Source organism: Streptomyces sp. NPDC055239, from assembly GCF_053606205.1.
Genome location: NZ_JBSGRD010000001.1, coordinates 1211058 through 1231664, shown reverse-complemented (window position 1 = coordinate 1231664; position 20607 = coordinate 1211058). Strand labels below are relative to the sequence as shown.

The window sequence follows — 20607 nt, the reverse complement described above, 5'->3', positions numbered from 1 at the left end:
GCGGGTCTCAGGCGTAGTTGCGCCTGCCCCGCCGGTAGGCGACCTCCCCCAGCGCGATGTCCACGACGAGGAAGGCCGCCAGCGGGATGCCGAGCAGCGGCACGAAGTAGCCGAGCACGGCGATCGCCGCCATCAGCGGGACCAGGACGTACGCCGGTACGTTCTGCCACGCCCCGCGCGGCAGCGGACGCCCGAAGGAACTGCCGCGCCCACGCTGCCACCACATGCGGTATCCCCACACGATCATCAGGATCAGCCCGAGGGTGAGCACGGCGAGGGCGATCTGGTTGACGAGCCCGAACAGCGAGCCGGTGTGCGCGTCGATGCCCCAGCGGGTCAGCTTGGCGAGCACGGGGTAGTCGGCGAACCGCAGCACTTCGGTGACCTCGCCGGTCGCCGGGTCGATGGCGACGGAGTCCTGCTTCTCGGGCCAGCTGCGCTGAATCTGCCGGACGATGTACGCCGATGACGCGTCGGCCGGTGGCACGATCTCCACCGGGTTGGAGAGCCCCTCGCCACGGGCCGCCTTCAGGACCGCGTCGAGCCCGACACCCTCGCCTCCTGCGGCGCCACCCGAGCCCGACCCGCCGTGCCCCGCGTGCTCTCCGCCGCCCGCGACGGTCGCCGTCAGCTCCGGCGTCGTCTGCCCGATGGCCTCGCGCAGGTCGCCGACGCTCTCTCCCGCGTACGTCGACCAGGTAAGGCCCGTCGCGGACAGGAAGATCAGTCCGGCAGCGGCCCACACGCCCACCGAGCCGTGCAACGAGAGCGTGCGACGGCGGCCGGTCGCCCCACTCAGCTTGAGCCCCCGCTGGGAGCGTCGGCGGCCGAACCACAGCACGAGGCCGCCGCCCGCGATCACCCACAGCCAGCTGGCGGCGAGTTCGCTGTAGAGCCTGCCGGTCTCCCCCAGGTGCAGATCGCGGTGGAGCTCGTCGATCCAGGTGCGCAGCGGCAGTGCGCCGGTGGAGCCGTACTGCTCGAGGGCGCCGCGCACTTCGCCGTTGTACGGGTTCACGAACACGGCGAGGGCGTGGTCGGCGTCCACGCCCGGCACTCCGGACAGGAGTACGCGGGTCGTCGCGCCGTCCTCCGGCGATGGCCGCACCGCGCTGACCGCGCCGTCGGGGTGTGCCTTGCGGGCGGCTGCCACCTGCTGCGAGATCGGCAGCTCGGTCTTGTTCTCGCCGACGGGGACACGCAGTTCGTGGGAGTACACGATCTTCTCGGCCTGGTACGAGCAGGCGTAGAGGAGTCCCGTGGTGGCGGCGACGAGCACGAAGGGCGCGATGAGCACCCCGGCGTAGAAGTGCAGGCGCAGTACGAGCGGACGCAGCGACGCCCATCCGGACCGTCCTGCGGAGGGCGGCGCCCCCTGGGTCTCCTGCCCGTCGTCCGGGGCGAGGAGTGTGGGTTCGGCGGACATCAGCTGCTCTCCTGGATGAAGGTGATGCGGATCGATCGGCCGTGGCGACCGGTGCAGGAGTCGGTTGGAGGGGCGCATAAGTTCCCGGCAGGCACCACTGACCGTGTGACGTGCGCCACATGGAGCGGTGTGGCGGTGCCAGATCCGCAGGGAAGAACCGGCGGACGGCCACGCGCTGCGCGATTGGCGTATCGCGGGCCTTAACCGGTGGCAGGGACAGGACTAGCGTCGGGAGACCGGGCACCTCAGAGCCGGAACCCCCCGGAACCGGGGCCCCTCACCACTCCGTTGGAGACGCGATGCTCCAGACACGCGAGTTGTTCGACAGCCTTGCCTCTCGTGCCGATCACCTCGACAACCAGACCCTCGCCGACGCCGCCGACGCCCTCTCCGCGTGCGAACAGGCCACGACCGCCTGTGCGGTCGGCATGCTCTGCGAGAAGGAGGCCGACGAACTGCGGGCCTCCATCAACCGCGATCTGAACTGTGCCGATGTGGCCTCGGCCACGCGGCGCGTCCTGACGCGCGGCACGGACGCCGATCACGCGCTCCTGGCAGCGCAGTTGCAGGCGTGCGTGATGGCCTGCGAGCACAGCCACGAGCTGTGCGCCCAGCACGGGTCGCACCACGAGCACTGCCGCCTTTGCTCCGAGGCCACCAACCGCGCGGCGTCCGCCTGCCGGGAGGTCCTGACGAGCCTGCGGGCCTAGCGCGCCTGGCGCAGTTCGCGCGGCATGGCCCCGATCCGGCAAACTGCCCGGATGGACTATGAGTTCTGGAACGACATCCACCACCGCGGCGGCATCCCCGCGGTCAAGAGCGCGCTGGAGGAGCTTGCGGAGCGCGGTTCTGCCGAGGACGTGGAGGCCGCGATGGATCTGGCCTGCCAGGTCATCGCCGACGACACCGCCCGCCTCCAGGCCCGAGCGGACCAGGCCGAGGCCAGGCTGCGGATGCTGACCGACGAGGCGCGTGAGGTGGGGCGACAGGTCGACGCGCACGCCGGAACCGAGGAGTCCGCCGCACCACCGGCGCGTGCAGAGCGCGAGTGACCGTCACCGGGCGCCGGGCAGCCGAGCCGCCATGCCGCTTGGCTTCTTCGGGGCTCCACCGCGGGCCTGCCCGGTGCTAGCGTCCCAGCGTCCGGCGCGTACCGCGTACTCGCCCGCACCGTCCACGCGTACGCCCTCACGAGCACGTCCCCTTGCGTAGGGACGCACCATGACCGCTCCCACCCCCGAAGAAGTCGGGGCGATGTACGACCAGTTCGGCGACATGCTCGCCCTGACGCTCGGATCGAGCGCCGTCCACGTCGGGATGTACGCGCCGCACGGCGAGCGCCCGCCCGTCACCACGCTGACCGCGCTCGCCGATCTCGCCCAGGACTGGCAGACCGACTTCCTCGTCGACACCATCGGCCTGACGCCCCACGAGCACCTTCTCGACATCGGGTGCGGCACCGGCGGCCCGGCCGTCCGACTGGCCGAGCGCAGCGGTGCCCGCGTCACCGGAATCAACGTCAGCAAGAGCCAGCTCGCCCGGTGCCAGGAGCGTCTCACCTCTCGGAGCCCGGCAGACCCGGGCCTCGTCGAGCGGGTGGACTTCGCGTACGGCGACGCCATGCGCCTTGACTACGCGGACGCGGCGTTCGACGCCGCGTGGTCCATCGACTGCGTCCCCCACCTCTCCGACCGGCCCGCAGGGCTCCGTGAAGCCCTGCGGGTGCTGCGTCCCGGCGGGCGGTTCCTGTTCACGGAGTTCGCCCTGCGCGGCAGTCCCGGCGCCGAGGAAGTGGCGGCCTACACGCGGATGTGGACCTGTCCCCCGCTCACGCCCTTCGCCACACTCGTCGGCGAACTCCAACAGAGCGGCTTCCGTGTCGAGTCCGTGCGGGACATGACATCGAACGCGGCGCTGTGCGGCGAGCTCATGTGCGTGCTCTATGAGGACAGGCGCGGCGAGATCGAGGAGCGGTTCGGCAAGGAGGCCCTGGCCCACACCGATCCGCTCATGGCCCCCTACCGCTCCTTCTGCCGCGACCACATGGACTACTACCTGCTCGTCGTGCGCGCCCCCGACGCCTGAACTTCTCACGCGTCGCGCTCAGGGCGCGCCCGACCGAACAGCCGCGGGTCAGCTCACGGTCACCGTGACGACCGGCGACACGGTGGCGCCGCTGGCGATGCGCAGCTCGTTCTTGCCCTTGAGGCCGAGCTTGACGCGCAGGTTGTAGGCCCCGGACTTGTTGGTGACCGTACTGGCGGGCAGGGCCTTCCACGCCCCGTGCTGCTTCTGCTGCAGGGTCACTTTGCTCCCGGCCTTCAGGCCGGTCGCCTTGCCGGTGATGCGCAGCTCCTGCCACGCGCGGACGTGGGTGACGGACGCCTTCGCCGTGAGCGTGGGCGCCGCGGCGGGCTCGGCCTCGGCCTGCACCGGCTGCGGTTCCGGGCCCGACCCTTCGGCGAGTGCGGCGGTGGCGGGAATCAACAGCACCGATCCGGCGAGGGCGGAGACGGCGGCGGTGCGCAGAAGGCTGCGGCGGGTGTTACGCATAACGGCAGAGATCCCCTTTGATGTCGGTCAGTACGCGGTCCTCATCGTGCGACGAGCCCACAATGAGGAACATAAACGTATGCACCCGACATTGCGATCACCCGGAGAGCGCGTAACGGAATCCGGTAATTTCGGTCACAGCACCGCAACTGCCCCCACTGCTTCCCCGCGTTGCCCGGCCTGATCAGCGGCGGACTCTCATCCTCACGTCCCATCAGATCCCCAGCACGGCCTTCGCCGTCATGAAGTAGATGACCAAACCGGTCGCGTCGACCAGTGTGGTGACCATCGGAGCCGACACCACCGCCGGGTCGATCCGCAGCCGCTTGGCAAGGAGTGGCATCGTGCCGCCGATGGTCGCCGCCCAGCCGCAGATGACCACCAGCGTGATCCCGACCACCAGGGCGATCTTCGCGCTGACGAACACCGCGCCCACGACCACGCCGAGGATCGCGAGCAGCGAGCCGAGGACCAGGCCGACGCGGCACTCGCGCCATATGACCTTCAGGAGGTCCGAGCCTCGCACTTCGCCGACGGCCAGGGCGCGCACGCAAGAGGTCGCGGCCTGGGCCCCGGCGTTGCCGCCCGCGCCGATGAGCATCGGGATGAACATGGCGAGCTGCGCCGCTTTCTCCAGGGTGCCCTCGAAGGACTGCGTCACGCTGACGGTCAGTGTCGCCGCGACGAGCAGCAGGCTCAGCCACAGCGCCCGGTAGCGCGCGAGCTGCCACACCGTCGCGGCCATGTAGTGCCCGGCCCAGGGCGCGGCGCCCGACTGCCGTGCCACGTCCTCGGTGTCCGCGGCCTCGATGACTTCGAGCGCGTCGTCGATGGTGAGCAGCCCGACGAGCCGGTTCTCGCTGTCCACGACCGTCAGGTTCAGGTCGTTGGTCTCGCGCATCAGCCGGGCCGCCCGCTCGGCCGAGTCGGTGGCGTACACGGACGCGGGCTCGGTGGCGACAAGCGCGGAGACCATCGTCTCCGGCGGGCTGAGCACCAGCTCGCGCAGCTCCGCGATGCCGGTGAGGCGCTGCCCGTCGTCCACGACGGGCAGCGTGTAGACCGTCTCGGCCTGGCTTCCCTTCTCCCGTACGACCTCCAAAGCCTGCTTGACGGTGAGGTCCTGATCGAGCGCCACTACTTCGGGGGTCATGTAGCGGCCGACAGAGCCCTCCGGGTAGCCGAGCAGCGCGGAGGTCATCCCCCGTTCGTGCGCGCTCAGTCCGCCGAGCACCCGTTGGGCGACCTTGGCGGGAGCCTCTCGCAGCATCCTCGCCCGGTCGTCGGGGTCCATGCCCTCGACGAGCTCCAGGAAGGTGCGATCGCGCAGTCCTTCCAGGATCTGCTGCTGGTCGACCGGTTCCAGCTCCTCGAAGACGGTCAGCGCCCTGTCCTTGTCGAGGAGCCTGAAGGCCATCCCCGCGTCGGCCGCGTCCATCCGGCCGAGCTCGTCGGCGATCACGTGGGGAGGATTGGTCTCCAACCACTCGAGGGCGGTGTGCAGTTGATGACTTTTGACTATGTCCTGCAACGACTCGGGCAGTTCCGGACGCAGCTCTTCGGGCAGGTTCGTCTGAGGCATGGGCAGGTCCTCGGCGCAGCGGTGAGACACAACACGGGCACCCAGGGACAGAGCGCGCCGCTGAAGGTTACACGGGCACGGTGAACGCGCCGACGTCACGGCCCTCCAGCGACCCGGGACCGGCCGCCGACCTCCTCGCTGCCCCCCCTACTACCCCCTGGCTGCGCGACGGCGCGCTTCCTCGTCGGCCAGGACGGATTCGATGCCATGCCGCCGTACCCCCAGAACCTGCCGGGAGTTGGCGGCCTCCGCGGCAGGGCTGAATGCCGTAAGGGCGCGCCGGGCCGCCACCGCCGCCGCGGTGTCGGCCGCCACGAGGTCGGCATTGATCGCGACCGCGGCAGTCATTCCGGCGGCTGCGGATACGACGACTCCGGCCACCAGGTCGGTGACGTTGCCCGCTGCCCACACCCCGGGAACACCCGTGAACCCGGTCGCGTCCGACTCCACGTGACTGCCCACGCCCATGGGGTGGTCGACGCTCGCCAGGCCGAGTCCGGCCAGCATCGCGCCGCGCGCCTCGAACCGCGGTGCCACGGCGAGCGCCCGCACCGGAATGCTGCTGCCCGAGGCCAGCCGTACGCCGGAGAGCCGATCCGCCTCCACGTCGAGGTCGGCCACCTCCCCGTCGACCACCGCGACACCACGGGCGCTCAGCTGCTCCCACTGCTCATCGGTCAGCTCGCCCGCGGTGTGCAGGAACAGGGTCACGTCCGGCGACCACTGACGGAAAAGGAGCGCCTGGTGCACGGCCATCGGACCGGTCGCAAGAACACCGATCGGTTCGTCACGCACCTCCCAGCCGTGGCAGTAGGGGCAGTGCAGGACGTCACGGCCCCACCGCTCGCGCAGCCCGGGGACATCGGGAAGCTCGTCGACGAGCCCCGTGGTCACAAGGAGGTGTCGCGCGCCGTGGCTCCGGCCGCTCTCGGTGCGTACGACGAGGCGCTCACCGAACCGCCGGACATCCGTGACCCGGTCCGACATGATCCGTCCGCCGTACCCGGTGACCTCCTCGCGGCCGATCCGCAGCAGTTCGCCCGGTGCCAGACCCTCTCGGGACAGGTATCCGTGCACTCCGTCGGCGGGAGCGTTGCGCGGTTCGCCGGAGTCGATCACCAGCACGGAACGCCTGGCCCGGGACAGGGTCAGCGCGGCCGACAGACCGGCCGCCCCTCCCCCGACCACCAGCACGTCCACGTCCACATCTGCGATGTCTTGCTCGTTCGTCTCAGTCATGACGACACCGTGCGCCGGACCTCAACAGATCGGCAAGCTTCTTTGCCGTTTCAGCAAGAGCTTCCTCGACTCGGTCCCGCCGTGCAGGTCAGCCGTCCACCAGGTGCAACGTGTCGATCCGGTCCCAGCCACCGGCTGTGACCCGTTCACGCAGTGCGAGTTCGGCACCGGCACGCAACAGCAGGCGCTGGTGCGGCGCCAGGCGCACGGCGAGGAGCACGAGGGCCTCCAGGACGCTGTTGGCCAGGAAACGGACGCCGATGAGGTCGACGACGATCTCTCTGCTCCGTTGCGCCTCTTCGGTCAGAGCGTCGATCAGGGGCCCGCGGTGTGCGCTGAAAGCCTCGCCGTGCAGACGCACTCCGGGGCGATCGGCCAGGGGCATCATGAGCAGCAGGTCGTCGGTGAAGTAACCGCGCATCATCAGTCCCGATGCTTGGGGCGCACCGGCAGAGGGCTGCGGGGGCCGTGGCGGTTCTCTGCGCGGTGCTTCGTCGCGAGTACAGGATCCCGCTGGATGCAGCCGCTGGCGTTGAGGCCCCGACCCAGGCCCGAGTGATCGCCGGGAGGTCGATTGCCGCGCTGACAGCAACCCATCGTCCACGGACTGATCCGAACCTACTCCCGCACGCCCCCACCCGACAGGTCAATACCGGACGGCCGTTCGCGCCCTGGGCCGAATGTTCCTGCAAGACCTTCCAGGGCAGGCTCCCCGCGGCTCACCACTCACCGCTCACATCGCAGATCCCCCAGGTCGACCGCGTCGGCCATCACCCGCATGCCCTTGTCGTTGGGGTGGAGGTGGTCTCCGCCGTCGAAGACCGGCAGCAGCCGCTCCCTGTCGTACGGGCTGCGGAGCACCTTGTCGAAGTCGGTGACGGCGTCCAGCTCGCCGCTGTTCCTGATGAAGTCGTTGACCTCCTGGCGTACCGCCTCACCGGCGGCGTCGAACTCCGACCAGCCCTTGAAGGGCAGCACCGTCCCGCCCACGACGCACCTGCCCGCCGCGTGCGCCCGGTCGATGATCTGGCGGTATCCGGCGATGAGCTGGTCCGCGGTGACGCCGGTGTGTGCCTTGATGTCGTTGATGCCCTCGAACAAGAACACCGTGCGCACGCCCGGGTGGGAGAGCACGTCTCGTTCAAGACGGGCCAGGGCGCTCTGCCCCGCGCCGTCGGCAAGCACCTTGTTGCCGGAGATGCCTTCGTTGGCGACGCCCTTGATGTCACTGTCCGACACGTTCTGCAGCCGCCGGGACAAGTAGTCCGGCCAGCGGCGGTTCGTGTCGGCGGTGGACTGCCAGCCATCGGTGATGGAGTCGCCGAGCGCGACCACGGCGCCCGTGTCCGCCCCGCTCTCCACGCTCACCGCGTCGAGGTAGAACCATGAGCCGATCCGCTCACCCCAGTTGGCCTCGCCCTCCTCACGGGCGTGGTCACCAGTGGCCGCGTACGACGTCTGCATGGCCATGCCGTGCCCCGTCGCCTGGCCCACGGCCTCGGCCACGTACAGGCTGACGACCAGATCACTCTGTGCCGCGAGCCGTCCGGACAGCGGGTCGCTGGTCACACTGTCACCCGGCGCCACCGTGACGGACCGCGCACCCCCGAAGGTGACCCGTCGGTTGCTCCCCGGGACGAGCCTCGCGCCCTCCTCGCGCGCTCCGGCATGGACGCTTCCGAAGGTCACCGGCCGGTCGCCGAACGCGTTGGACAGCCGGACGCGGGGACGAGCGCCGCCGACACTGGTACGGACGACGAGGCGATAGCTGCGGTCGGCCGCTGCCTGACCAAGGCGGTCGGCGCTCGCACCCCAGGTGATGACCTGATGCCGGGACGACGCACCCGGCGCCGACTCCCCCGCCGCCGACGCCACTCCCGTCGGTAAGCAGAACGCGAGGACGAACCCGCAGACGATGCCGACCACCCCGCGACGCCGCGCGGACCGCAGCCACAGCCGGGGCCTCAACTACCCGCTCCCCGCAGCGTGATGGAGCCACCAGGCTTGAGGGCGATCTTCCGGGTCACTCCCCCGTACGACACCGTGGTGCCGCGCCCGCCGACACTGCGCAGCCGCGCCTCCGTGACCTTTCCTGACCGCCAGCGCAGATCGACGACGAAGCCGCCGCGTACGCCGACGCCCGTGATCGAGCCGGAGCGCGCCCAGGCCTCCGGCAGGGCGGGGAGCAACTCGACATGTCCCGGGCGTGAGTAGACCAGCATCTCGAGCATCGCGGCCGCCGTGCCGAAGTTGGAGTCGATCTGGAAGATACCGCGCCCCTTCTCGACCTCGTAGATGTCGAAGAGGTTCGGCGCGGTGCCGTTGCTCCCGCCGATGGACGGCCGCAGGTTGTTCACGACCAGCTGATACGCCTTGTCCGCGTCCTTCAGCCGCGCCCAGCACAGACTCCGCCAGGCATTCGCCCAGCCGAAGCTCTCCATGCCGCGCGCGGTGAGCAGCGCCGCCGCCCCGTCGACCAGGGCTTTCGGCGTCGAGGCGTCGGGCCGGATCCTGTCGCCGGGGAAGAGCTGGACCAGCGGGGAAAGGTGCCGGTGCGTGGTCTCGCCGAGGTTCTCGGGCGACATCCACTCCTCCAACCAGCCTGTTTTCGAGCTCACTTGAGGGAGGTGGAGGCGGTCCTGGAGTGCGCCGACCCTCTTGCTGTGAGCGGTGTCCTTGCCGAGGACGGAGCAGGCGGTGCGGTAGTTGCCGAAGAGCGCCCAGACAAGTTCCTGTGCGTACGTGATGCCCTTGGCGTCGAGCGGACCGTGCTCGGGAGACCAGTCGCTGTCGGCGATCAGGACCTCCCGGCTCTTCCCGGTCGCCTCGTCGGTGACGGTCGTCGTGAGCAGTCGCGCCTCCCAGAACTCGCAGGCTCCCTTGAGCAGCGGGTGGATCCTGGCGAGGTAGGACGGGTCCTGGGTGAATTCGTAGTGCTCGAAGAGAGAGTTGGAAAGCCAGGCGTTGCCCGCCGGGTGCCACCACCAGCCGTTCCCGCCATGGATGTTGGTGGAGATGGCCACGGTCCAGCCCGCGATCTTCCCGCTGGAGTTGCGGTAGCGGTTGCGCGGGTCGTTGAACAGGGTCCGGGTGAGCTCGGTCCAGGAAGGCAGCTGCGCCAGGCAGTAGTCGGCGTACGCGTCGAAACAGGCGGAGAGTGCCGCCCGGTCGGCCATCCAGTAGTTCATCTGGATGTTGATGTCCGTGTGGTAATCGCCCATCCAGTCCGGGTCGTTGCCGTCGAGCCACAGGCCCTGGAGGTTGAGCGGCAGACTGTCGCGGGATCCGGCGATCATGAGGTAGCGACTGAACTGGAGGTAGGACGCCTCGAGTTCGGGGTCTGCCTCGCCGTCTCGGGCGCGCGCCTGTACGCGTTCCCAGGTGTCGAGGCCGCGTTGCGTCCGGGACGATGTGCCGAGCGAGACGCTCATCCGCTCGAACAAGCTCCGGTGGTCGGCGACATGCGAGTGCAGGAGCGCGGTCGCGGAGTGCCGGGCCGCTGCGAGAACCTTGGTCCTGGCGAGGCGTTGCGGATCGAGGGTGGCGTCGCGGTAGCCGGTGGAGGCATCGGGCGCGTAGTTGGTGCCGCCGCTGACCACGACCGTGAGCTCCTCGCATCCGGCGAAGGAGATCCGTGAGCCGTCGACGGCCACGGTGCCGGTGGTGCTGTACGCCGTCACCGCGGCGCCGTAGCGCAGCCCGCCGTCCGGGAAGGCGGCACCGAACGAGGCGGTACGGGGGCCTTGCCCGGTGGTGGTCTCGTCGTGGGTGCCCGCGAGGGTCACCGTCCCCGTGTAGCGGCCGCCGCCCTGCTGGGAGAAGTGCAGGACGATCGCGTCGTCGGGGTGGCTCGCGAAGATGCGGCGCCGGTACGTCACCCCTGAGCGGACGTACGAGGAGGTGACGAGCCCCTGGCTGATGTCGAGTGCGCGGCGGTAGTCGGAGACCGCTGAGAGATCGTGGTCCGGTATGTCGACGGTCAGGCGGCCCAGGAGGGTGAAGGAGCCGAAGTCGGCGCGCCCGTAAGGAAACTGGCCGTCCGCGTCGAGTTTCTCGTTGAGGCCGCCGGTCCACATGGTGGCGTCGGTGATGAGGAGGAGTTCGCGGGCGGGGTCGTTGCCTGTGAGCGCGCCCAGGCGCCCGTTGCCGACAGGCAGGCCCTGCTCGATCATCGCCCGGTCGGATGCGGGCGCCTGGTACCAGAAGCGGGTCGTCGCGGCTTCGGCGAGGAGGGGCGAGTCCGTCGGTCGAGTGACGGGTGCGGAGGCAGCGAAGGCGGGCAGGCCGCCGAGTGCGGTGAAGGCGCCCGCTGCGGCGGCCACGGAGAGGATGTCGCGGCGGCTCGGTCTGGGTCGGGGTGAGTCGGTGTGCTGGTCGTCGTCCACGAGGCACTCCATTTCGGAGGGACAGTGCGTGCGGGAAGTGCGGGTCGGATCCGACCGGCGTCAGGACCGCTTCGGTACGTCGATCCGGTCGACGTCCGGGGCGTATCCGTCGCCGCTGTCGAAGGTGACCGTGTTGGTGCCGGCCTTGAGGGTCACCGGCACGCCGATCGTCTCGGCGGTCCCCCAGTCCCCGGTGGAGGGGAACTTCAGGGCCGTGGAGCCATTGCCGTTGGCGGAGACCTGGACCGTGCGCGGGTCACCGCTGACGTACGCGACGTCGATGACGTAGCGGCCGGGCTCGCGCACGACGATGTCGTTGAACCGGAGCTTTCCGCCCTGGTAGAGGTTGCCGACCTTGCTGCCGCCCGAGCACGCGGCGCAGTCGCCGACCGCCGCGTTGCCGCTGAGGGTGTTGTCCTTCGACTCGGCCTCGTACGCCGTCGTCCGCTGCTCGGGGCCGCGCGGTGCGACGGTGAACAGGCGTGAGCCGTGCGCGGGCAGTGTCTGCGTCACCTTGTCCTTGTAGGTGCCGAGGTCCTCGTGGTTCCACAGGTCGCGGACCTTGCCCCGGCCCGAGAAGCCCAGGGTCGAGAAGTCGGCGGTGACAGCGGCGGGCGAATCGCCGAGGTTGAACAGGGCGACGGTGTGGCTGCCGTCGGCGTTCTTGGCGCTCCAGACCTGCCGGTCGCCGGAAGCCGTGACGGGCCTCGCGGGCGGGGTGCTGCCCTGGTTGAGGGCGATGACCTCGCGGTTGGTCAGGAGGGATACGCCGTAGTCGTCGAGGCGTGTCAGGTCGTCGCCGGTGTACAGGGGCGACTTGGCGATGGCCCACAGGGTCGCGTAGCTCTGCCGTTCGGCCTTGGTCAGGCCGTCCATCTCGCCGTTGCCCACGTTCAGGGAGTCGAGGTCGTTCCAGCCGCCGGGACCGGCGTGCCGGGTCCAGCCGGGTGCGTCGTCCCAGCGGTCGTCGACGGAGTTCTCCCACGACACCAGGGTGTTGCAGTAGCACTCGACGTCCGTGTCGATGCGCCAGCCGTTGGAGTACTTCTTCCAGTCGGCCACGTGGTTGATGTCGAGCGACCAGGATATTTCGAGGTGGATCGGGCGCCCTGCCTTGGCGATCGCCTTCTTCCAGGCGGCCACGTCGGCGACGTTGTTGTAGTTGTCGCCGCTCTTTGAGGAGCCGGGGCCGACGCCGTCCAGCTTGAGGAAGTCGTAGCCCCAGTCGGCGAAGAGCTGGGCCTGCGAATCGATGTACTTCTGCGCGCAGGGGCGGGAGAAGTCGAGTTTGTAGGCGCTGTCCCAGCCGTTGGTGGTGCGCAGGTCGTCGTGGACGATGTCGGCGGTGGTGCAGCCCTCGGCGTTCCAGATGGGCACCTTGCCCTCGCCGTACGCCTCCTTCTCCAGGCCCACCGGCAGGTAGATGCCCGCCTTGAGCCCCTTGGCGTGGATGTCGTCGGCGACCGGCTTCATGCCGCGCGGGAAGCGGCCCGCGTCCGGTGCCTGGCGAGCGTAGGCGTCGAACTCCGGCTTCCACGCCATGTCGCGCCACCAGCCGGCGTCGATGTTGACGTACTCGTAGCCGTACTTCTTGAGCTTGGACGCCATGGCGCCCGTCTGCTTGAGGACGTTCTTCTCGGTCAGGTAGCTGTAGTCGCCCTCGGGGTTGAGCCCGGGGTACTTCGAGGACTGCATGCTCCAGCTGGTCCAGCCCATGTAGGGCTTCTGGGCCAGGTCCGCGGCGGGCGTCGCCTCGGTCACGGCCACGGGAGTGGCAGCGGCGGGGACGGCCGTCGTCAGACCGGCGGCGAGGGCCAGGACGAGCACGGAGGAGTACAGGGACGACCGCATGGGCCGCACCTCCCAGGGGTGGTCGGGGGCAGCAGATCAGCCCTTGCCGGAACCGATGGTCAGCCCGCTGATGAACTGGCGCTGGAGCGCGAAGTACACGAGGAGCGTGGGGATCGCGGTCAGGAGTGCACCGGCCGCGATGAGGTTGGGGTTGGTGAAGTACTGGCCCTGGAGGTTGGCGAGGGCGGAGGTGATCGGCCGCTTGTCGCCGGTGTCGATCAGGGCGAGCGACCAGAAGAAGTCGTTGTAGATCCAGATCGATTCGAGGGTGGCGAGCGCCGCGAACGCGGGCCTGCACAGCGGAAGCACGATCTGGAAGAACTGCCGCCACACGGGCGCGCCGTCCACCAGGGACGCCTCGGTGATCTCCTTGGGAATCGTCCTCATGTAGTTGCTGAGGACGAAGGTGCAGAAACCGCACTGGTAGGCGATGTGGATCGCGATGATGCCCCAGACGGAGTCGTAGAGCAGGAACGAGTCGCTCATCCAGCCGGGAAGACCGATCTGGAGGTAGAGCCGGTACAGCGGGGTGATGAGTACCTGCGCGGGCAGCAGGTTGCCCGCGGTGAAGAACATCAGGAGCGCGATGTTCCACCGGAAGTCGAAGCGCGAGACGAAGAAGGCGACGGCGGCCGAGAACAGCAGGGTGCCGAGCACCGCGGGGATCGTGATGAGGACGGAGTTCCAGAAGAAGTGCGGCATCCCGGACTGGCTCCAGGCGTGGGAGAAGTTCTCCAGGCTGATGCCGTGCGGCCAGGACAGATAGCCGTGCTTGCTGGTGTCCTCGTACGGCCGCAGTGACGTGTACACCGCCCACAGCAGCGGGACGAGCCACAGGAGGGCGATCCCGCCGAGGAGCAGGTGCCTGCCGGTCTGCCGCTTGGGGCGCGGCGGGCCGTCGCCCGACGGCAGTGCGCGGCGGGTGCGTGAGCCGGCGGCCTGCGGGGTGACGGTCGCGGTCACTTGTCCTCCTTGCGGAAGGTCTGTACGAGGAAGGCGCAGATGGCGAGCAGGGAGACGACGAGGAGCACGACCGCGAGCGCGGAGCCGTAACCGATGTGGCTCGACTCGCCGATGATGTTGTCCGTGATCAGGAGGGAGAGGAGTTCCATGCCGGGTTTGCTGCCGGTGCCGCCGCCGAGGACGTACACGATGTCGAAGGCCCGCAGGGACTCCATGACGGTCACGACGAGGATGATGATGTTGACCGGCTTGAGTGCGGGGAAGACCACCCGCAGGAACGTCTGGCGTCCGTTGGCGCCGTCGAGCGCGGCGGCTTCCTTCAGGGCGGGGTCGAAGCCCTTGAGACCGGCCAGGTAGAGGATCATGATGTAGCCGGTGTGCCGCCAGGCCGACGCGACGAGCACGGCCCAGAGGTTGAGGTCGGGGTCGCCGAGCCAGTCGATGGGCTGACCGGAGCCCGCGCCGCTCAGGATGCCGTTGAGCAGTCCGTTGTCGGGGTTGTAGATGATCTCCCAGATGAAGCCGACGACGGCGAGCGAGAGCACCATCGGAAGGAAGATCGCGGTCTGGTAGATGCGCGTGAAGCGGATCTTCCGGTCGAGCTGGTAGGCGAGGAAGATGCCGAACGGTGTGGGAAGCAGCGCCGTGAAAAGGAGCCAGACGACGTTGTGCTGGACGGCCGGCCAGAACGGCGGGTAGTTGGTGAAGATCTCCCGGTAGTTGTCGAGTCCGGTCCAGCGGATGTCGGAGAGCGCGATGCCGTCCCAGCGGGTGAAGGACAGGCCCACGGAGGCGAGCGCCGGGAGCCAGACGAAGACCAGCAGGGCGAGCAGCGGGATGCCGACGATGACGGTGAGGAAGACACGGTCACCGGGGCCGAGCCGCCGGGGGCGGGCACGCTTGGACGGGGGCGCCTGGGGCGCCGGGGGCGCGGAGCGCACGGAGGACATGGTGAACCTTCCCGGACCTGATCAGGCCGTATCAGGACGTGGCGGGCCGTGGCGGGCCGCGTCAGGCCGTGAAGAAGCGCGAACGCTGGGACTCGATCTTCTTCAGCAGGGCCGCACCGTCGTCCGGGTGGCCGAGCCATTCGGTGAATCCGGGCAGTACGACGGTGGAGATGAAGCCCGGGTCGCTGTCGCGGTCGCCGAACTGGGTGATGTGCTTGGCCGCTGCGATGAGGTCGGCGGACTTCTTCTGCAGGGCGTTGTACTTGCCGGTGTCCGCACCAGAGTTGACGGCTACGTTGCTCGGGTCGACGCCCATGTAGAGGTTCTCGGCATCGGCGCCGCCGAGGTATTCGAGGAGTTTGGTGGCGCCCTTCTGGTTCTTCGGTTTGCGGCTGAGCATGAAGCCGTCGGTGGGGGCCTCGACGGTTTCCTGGCCGTGGGACGGGTCGACCTCCGGGAAGGCGAAGAAGTCGATGTCGGCGCGCAGCTTCTCGTCGGTGATCTGCTGGCCGAGGAAGAGCCCGATGACCGCCATGCCCGACTTCTTGTCGAGCAGTGACTGGGCGGCGTCCTGCCAGGAACGGCCGCCGGCGCCCTGCTGGTAGAAGCCGCTCAACTCGCGCCACAGGTCCAGGGTCTTGGTGGTGCGGCGGTCGGTCCAGGCGACCTCGCCCCGCATCAGATCCATGTGGAAGTCGTAACCGTTGGCGCGCAGGTTCAGATAGTCGAAGGCTCCGAGGATGGACCAGCTGTCGCCGCCGCCGTAACCGGACGCGATCGGCGAGAGCCCGTCCTTCTTCATCTGCTTGGCGAGCGCGATGAACTCGCTCCAGGTGCGCGGGACTTCGTATCCCTTTTCCTTGAACACGCTTTTGCGGTAGAAGACGGCCCACGGGTAGTTGTACAGCGGGACGAAGTAGTACTTGCCGTCCTCACCCTTGGACAGCTGCTTGGCGGCGTCGCTGAATCCGGAGCCTATTTTCTCCCATACGTCGTCGATGGGACGGGCCAGCTTCTTCTTGGCGAAGTACTGCATGCGATAGCCCGCGAACCAGGTGAAGACGTCGTCCGGCGTGCCCTGGAGGTAGGTGGAGATGCTCTTCTGGAACGTGTCGTGGTCGACGGTGTTCGTCTTGACCTTGAGGCCGCTGTCCTCGGTGAAGGCTCCGGTGACGGCGGTGTAGGCCTTCTTGGGTGTGGCGTCGGCTCCGTTGGATCCGAAGGTCACCGTTTTCGGATCGGCGGCCGGTCCGCCGCCGCAGGCGGTCAGGAGCGGCGCGGCAAGGGCGGCGGCACCGACCCCGAGGGATCCGCGGACCACGGTGCGTCGGCTCGGCTCGCGGCCGGGGAAAGGGCTGCGGCTCGGCTCACTGGAGGGGAAGGGTCTGCGGCTCTGCTGCGTCATCGCGGCTGCTCCTAGTACGTGTCTATGCCGATGAAGGACTGGATCGCGGTGGCCGCGGCCCCGCGCGCCCACTCCTCGAAGGGCAGGGGACGTGTCATCACGTCGCACTGCGCGGCGGTACCGAAGGCGGACGCGGTGAACGCGTCGCGGATCTGCTCGGCGAAGAGGTCGTACGCCGCGAGGCCTTCGCCGGAGATGATCACTCGCTGTGGCCCGAGGACGTTGACGACGGCCCCGATGGCACGGCCGATCGCCTCCCCGGCCCGCGCGTAGGCCTCGCGCGCGCCGGGATCACCCCGATACGCGAGGTCCAGGGCTGCGGCGGAGTCGGTGACCGGGGCGCCGGTCACCTCGCGCACACGGCGGATGATGGCGGCGTCACCGGCGATCGCCTCGACGCAGCCGGTGTTGCCGCAGTGGCACGGCGGGCCCAGCGGGTCGATCGGCAGATGGCCGATCTCACCGGCCACGCCGTGCGCGCCGGAGACCACCTTGCCGTGCACCACGAGCCCGCAGCCGATGCCCGCGCCGACGGTCACCAGGGCGAAGTCGGAGATTCCCGCTCCGGCGCCGAACCACTGCTCGGCGACGGTCAGCGCGCGGACGTCGTTGTCGACGGTGACGGGCAACCCGGTGACGGTGGAGGCCAGTTCGGCGAGCGGCACGTCCCGCCAGTCGAGGAAGGGCGAGTAGCGCACGACCCCGGCGGCGCGGTCCACATCACCGGAGACGGCGATCCCGAGCCCGCGCACCTCCACGCCGAACCCCTCGGCCTCCGTGAGGAGTTCCTGAACGAGACCGGAGATCGAGGCGAGCACGGCGCCGGGGTCGCGGTCGGCGAGCGGGAGATGGCGGGCGACGCGGATGCGGCAGCACAGGTCGGTCAGGACCGCGATGATCTCGTCGCCGGTCACCTTGACCCCGATGAACAGGGCCCGGCCGCCGTCGACCCGCACGAGGGTGGCGGGCCGCCCGAGTGAGGGCCGCGCCTCCTCGTCCGCTCCCTCGACGAGATAGCCGGCCGCCATCAACGGCCGCACCGCTTTGGTGACCGCCGCCGAGGAGAGCGCGGTCCGCCGGGAGATCTCGATCCGCGTGAGCGGGCCGTGGGACAGAACAGTGGTGAAGACCAGGGAAGCGGCCGGCGTGGGTGCCGGAACCACGTCGATCCGAGGGGTCGTCGATCGCATGGCCGAAACGTAGGGGTGTTCTTTTCCTCTGTCAATGAAAGAAGCAAGCACCTTTCAAGAGTCCACTGCAGAGGCCCTGCATCTTTCAAATAGGTGCAAGCATCAGGGTGTTGACAGGAGATCGAAGGGAGTATTGGCTACCGCATGTTCTCGAGGCGCTACCTGAACGTGAGGATCCATGCCTGTGATCTCCTTCGCCCCTGAGACCGGGGTCTGGCTGCTCTGCACTCCACGTACCTCGTACGCACTCCGGATCGACGAGACCGGAGCGCCCTGTCATCTCGCGTGGGGACCACGGCTGACCCTGGCTCAGGCGCAGGAGCTCGCCACTCCCCCGGCCCCGCAGCCCAGCAGTTTCGAGGGGCGGCCGCCGGTCGGCGAGGAACTGCCCGTCGACGGCGGGGCGCGGTATGGAACCCCTTCCCTCCAGGTGCGCTTCGCCGACGGCACCCGCGGCTTCGCATGGGAGGCGTCAGGCCACCGCGTCCATGAGCCGACGCCGGGGGGCTCCCCGGGGATCACCTCCCCGGGGTCCGCCTCACCGAGGTCCACCGAACTGGCCCTGGAGTTCCGCGACCGCCACTACCCCCTGGAGATCACCCTCCACTACCGCGTCCACGACGACAGCGACGTCATCGAACGCTGGTCCGTGCTGCGCAACATGGGCGATGAGCCCGTGACGCTCCTTCGCGCCGACTCCGCCGCGTGGACCCTCCCGGCCAGGGACGACTACCGGCTCAGCCATGTCACCGGCCAGTGGTCCGCCGAGACCCAACTGCACCGGGACCGTGTGCCGATCGGCGAGACGGTCTTCACCAGCCGCAGGGGCAACACCAGCCACCACGCGAACCCCTGGGTGATGCTCGACGCGGGTGACGCGACCGAGGAGCACGGCCAGGTGTGGAGCGCGGCCCTGGCCTGGAGCGGCGACTGGCGCGTCACCGTGCAGCGCACCCCCGACGGCCGGGCGGGATTCACCGGCGGCGCCGGCCGCGACGGCATGACCCAACCCCTGGACCCCGGCGCGGAGTTCACCACTCCACGACATGCCGGTCTCTACGCGGACGGCGGATTCGGCGCGACGAGCCGCGCCTGGCACGCGTACGTCCTCGCCCATGTACTGCCCCACCCCGACGAGATACGACCGGTGCTCTACAACTCGTGGGAGGCCACCGGATTCGACGTCGACGAGGCCGGTCAGATGGCACTGGCGGCCCGGGCGGCGGCGCTCGGCGCCGAGCTCTACGTCATGGACGACGGCTGGTTCGGCGCGCGCCGCAGCGAGAACGCCGGGCTGGGTGACTGGACGCCGTCCCCGGACCGCTTCCCCAAGGGGCTCACTCCACTGGTGAGCGAGGTGCACCGGCTCGGAATGCGCTTCGGCCTGTGGGTGGAACCCGAGATGGTCAACCCGGACAGCGATCTCTACCGCCGGCACCCGGACTGGGTCCTGCACTTCCCGCACCGCGACCGCACCGAGCTGCGCAACCAGCTGGTGCTCAACTTCGCCCGCCGTGACGTCGCGGACTGGGCGTACGAATGGCTGACCCGCCTGGTGGGCGACCACGGCATCGACTTCCTCAAGTGGGACATGAACCGCGCGCTCAGCGAGGCGGGCTGGCCGGATCAGGCGGACGGCGCCGACCGCGTGGCGACGGCGTACGTGCACCACCTCTACGACGTCATCGACCGGCTCCGCGCCGACCATCCAGGACTGCGGATCGAGGCGTGCAGCGGGGGCGGCGGCCGGGTCGACCTGGGCATGCTGTCGCGCACCGACCAGGCATGGGCGTCGGACAACACCGACGCGGCTGACCGCGTCCTCATCCAGCACGGCTACGGCCAGCTCTATCCGTCCCGGACCATGGCGGCATGGGTGACCGACGTCCCCAACCAGCTCACGGCCAGATCGGTGCCACTGCGCTTCCGCTTCCATGTCGCGATGGCCGGGGTGCTCGGGCTCGGCGGCGATCTCGTCCGCTGGACCGACGAGGAACTGGCCGAAGGGGCCGCCCTGGTGGCCGAGTACAAGCGCGTGCGCCATCTCGTGCAGCACGGGACGATGCACCGGCCGCGCTGCCCGGTCGACGACGGTCCCGCCGCGGTGCAGTACGCGGCGTCGGACGGCAGCGAGACCCTGCTCCTCACCTGGCAGCGCACCCCGCGCCATGGCGCCGCGCACCCGCCGCTGCGCCTGGGCGGCCTCGATCCCTCCGCCCGCTACCGCGACGCCCGCACGGGTGCGGTGCATTCGGCGACGGTACTCGCCGCGTACGGCCTCCGGCCCGAACTGCCGCCGGGGGACTGGGCCAGCGCTGCGGTGCATCTGGTCCGCGTCCCCTGACGGGGGCTCAGCACACCTCGTACGCGCCTAGTCGCTCGCCATGGCGCGCCGGACGCTCTCGTGGAGCAGGGCGCGGCGCTGCTCGTGCAGCTCCGCGGGCTCTTCCGCGGTAGCGGCGTAGACATTGCTGACCGGGGACCACGCCATCGACATGGCGATCACCATGGCCATCACGTCGAACGGGTCCCCCTGGCGCACCAGGCCCGCGGCTTGCGCCTCGGCGATGGCGCGCAGCTTGCGGTCGTCGAGGCGGTCGGGGTCGTCGACCAGGTGGCCCGTCGGGCGTCGCTCCAGGCGCGCCCAGGTGGCGAGGCGGATGAGGTCGGGACGGCGGAGGTACTCGTCGTAGAGACGCACCGCCCAGTCCGCGAGGTCCGTGGCGTCGATCGGCACGACGTTCACGATCCGCTCAAGCGAACCGAAGAAGATGGCGTCGAAGAGCCCTTCCTTGTTCCCGAAATAGGCGTAGAGCTGCGCCTTGTTGGTGCGCGCGGCGGCGACGATCCGCTCGACGCGCGCTCCGGCGATCCCGTGCTCGGCGAACTCCTGGGTCGCCACATCGAGGATGCGCTGATAGGTCGCGGCACCGCGCGCGGTCAAGGGCTGATCGGCCATGCCCGTCAGGCTACCAAACAGAACAGTTGGTTTGCCTGACGGGCCGCAGCCCCCTACTCTCTCCAAACAGACCGAACAGTCTGTCTAAGAATCTGTCTGGGAAT

At 69.4% G+C, this 20607-nt stretch carries 17 protein-coding genes; 4 read left to right on the top strand and 13 right to left on the bottom strand.

Going from position 1 to position 20607, the window contains the following annotated elements:
• Positions 1-7: 7 nt before the first annotated feature.
• Entirely contained in the window at positions 8-1426 is a 1419-nt protein-coding gene (locus ACWFRJ_RS05070) for a PepSY-associated TM helix domain-containing protein (RefSeq protein WP_453524794.1), read from the bottom strand.
• A gap of 299 nt (positions 1427-1725) precedes the next feature.
• Between ACWFRJ_RS05070 and ACWFRJ_RS05065 the strand changes: the two genes are divergently transcribed.
• The 3 genes from ACWFRJ_RS05065 to ACWFRJ_RS05055 all read left to right on the top strand — a co-directional run bounded on the left by ACWFRJ_RS05065 (position 1726) and on the right by ACWFRJ_RS05055 (position 3511).
• A complete protein-coding gene (locus ACWFRJ_RS05065; protein ID WP_453524793.1) occupies positions 1726-2136 on the top strand; it encodes a hypothetical protein in 411 nt (136 codons plus the stop codon).
• A gap of 51 nt (positions 2137-2187) precedes the next feature.
• On the top strand, positions 2188-2478 hold the full coding sequence (locus tag ACWFRJ_RS05060) for a hypothetical protein (protein WP_453524792.1): 291 nt from the start codon (positions 2188-2190) through the stop codon (positions 2476-2478).
• Positions 2479-2647: 169 nt separating this feature from the next.
• Positions 2648-3511 carry an SAM-dependent methyltransferase gene (locus ACWFRJ_RS05055; protein WP_453524791.1) on the top strand — a complete coding sequence of 288 codons (864 nt, stop codon included), beginning with the start codon at positions 2648-2650 and terminating at the stop codon, positions 3509-3511.
• A gap of 48 nt (positions 3512-3559) precedes the next feature.
• Here ACWFRJ_RS05055 and ACWFRJ_RS05050 read toward each other — a convergent pair whose 3' ends face one another.
• The 11 genes from ACWFRJ_RS05050 to ACWFRJ_RS05000 all read right to left on the bottom strand — a co-directional run bounded on the left by ACWFRJ_RS05050 (position 3560) and on the right by ACWFRJ_RS05000 (position 17544).
• A complete protein-coding gene (locus ACWFRJ_RS05050; RefSeq protein ID WP_453524790.1) occupies positions 3560-3979 on the bottom strand; it encodes a hypothetical protein in 420 nt (139 codons plus the stop codon).
• A gap of 214 nt (positions 3980-4193) precedes the next feature.
• Positions 4194-5561 carry a magnesium transporter gene (gene mgtE / locus ACWFRJ_RS05045; protein WP_453524789.1) on the bottom strand — a complete coding sequence of 456 codons (1368 nt, stop codon included), beginning with the start codon at positions 5559-5561 and terminating at the stop codon, positions 4194-4196.
• Between the two features lie 150 nt (positions 5562-5711).
• On the bottom strand, positions 5712-6800 hold the full coding sequence (locus tag ACWFRJ_RS05040) for an NAD(P)/FAD-dependent oxidoreductase (protein WP_453524788.1): 1089 nt from the start codon (positions 6798-6800) through the stop codon (positions 5712-5714).
• Positions 6801-6888: 88 nt separating this feature from the next.
• Positions 6889-7224 carry a hypothetical protein gene (locus ACWFRJ_RS05035; protein WP_453524787.1) on the bottom strand — a complete coding sequence of 112 codons (336 nt, stop codon included), beginning with the start codon at positions 7222-7224 and terminating at the stop codon, positions 6889-6891.
• 302 nt (positions 7225-7526) lie between these two features.
• Entirely contained in the window at positions 7527-8768 is a 1242-nt protein-coding gene (locus ACWFRJ_RS05030; RefSeq protein WP_453524786.1) for an SGNH/GDSL hydrolase family protein, read from the bottom strand.
• A complete protein-coding gene (locus ACWFRJ_RS05025; protein WP_453524785.1) occupies positions 8765-11185 on the bottom strand; it encodes a glycosyl hydrolase family 95 catalytic domain-containing protein in 2421 nt (806 codons plus the stop codon). The genes ACWFRJ_RS05030 and ACWFRJ_RS05025 overlap by 4 nt, the downstream gene beginning before the upstream one ends.
• 60 nt (positions 11186-11245) lie before the next feature.
• On the bottom strand, positions 11246-13036 hold the full coding sequence (locus tag ACWFRJ_RS05020) for an alpha-galactosidase D (RefSeq protein WP_453524784.1): 1791 nt from the start codon (positions 13034-13036) through the stop codon (positions 11246-11248).
• Positions 13037-13072: 36 nt separating this feature from the next.
• Positions 13073-13999 carry a carbohydrate ABC transporter permease gene (locus tag ACWFRJ_RS05015; RefSeq protein ID WP_453524783.1) on the bottom strand — a complete coding sequence of 309 codons (927 nt, stop codon included), beginning with the start codon at positions 13997-13999 and terminating at the stop codon, positions 13073-13075.
• Positions 13996-14949 carry a carbohydrate ABC transporter permease gene (locus ACWFRJ_RS05010; protein WP_453524782.1) on the bottom strand — a complete coding sequence of 318 codons (954 nt, stop codon included), beginning with the start codon at positions 14947-14949 and terminating at the stop codon, positions 13996-13998. The genes ACWFRJ_RS05015 and ACWFRJ_RS05010 overlap by 4 nt, the downstream gene beginning before the upstream one ends.
• Before the next feature lie 61 nt (positions 14950-15010).
• Positions 15011-16354, bottom strand: a complete 1344-nt coding sequence (locus ACWFRJ_RS05005) for an ABC transporter substrate-binding protein (RefSeq protein ID WP_453524781.1) — start codon at positions 16352-16354, stop codon at positions 15011-15013.
• A gap of 11 nt (positions 16355-16365) precedes the next feature.
• Positions 16366-17544 (bottom strand): ROK family protein, encoded by a 1179-nt coding sequence (locus tag ACWFRJ_RS05000; RefSeq protein WP_453524780.1) that lies wholly within the window; start codon positions 17542-17544, stop codon positions 16366-16368.
• Positions 17545-17722: 178 nt separating this feature from the next.
• Here ACWFRJ_RS05000 and ACWFRJ_RS04995 point away from each other — a divergent pair, with 178 nt between their 5' ends.
• Positions 17723-19888: an alpha-galactosidase gene (locus tag ACWFRJ_RS04995; RefSeq protein ID WP_453524779.1), complete on the top strand. Its 2166-nt coding sequence runs from the start codon at positions 17723-17725 to the stop codon at positions 19886-19888.
• 27 nt (positions 19889-19915) lie between these two features.
• Here ACWFRJ_RS04995 and ACWFRJ_RS04990 read toward each other — a convergent pair whose 3' ends face one another.
• Positions 19916-20503, bottom strand: a complete 588-nt coding sequence (locus ACWFRJ_RS04990; protein ID WP_453524778.1) for a TetR family transcriptional regulator — start codon at positions 20501-20503, stop codon at positions 19916-19918.
• Between the last annotated feature and the right edge of the window lie 104 nt (positions 20504-20607).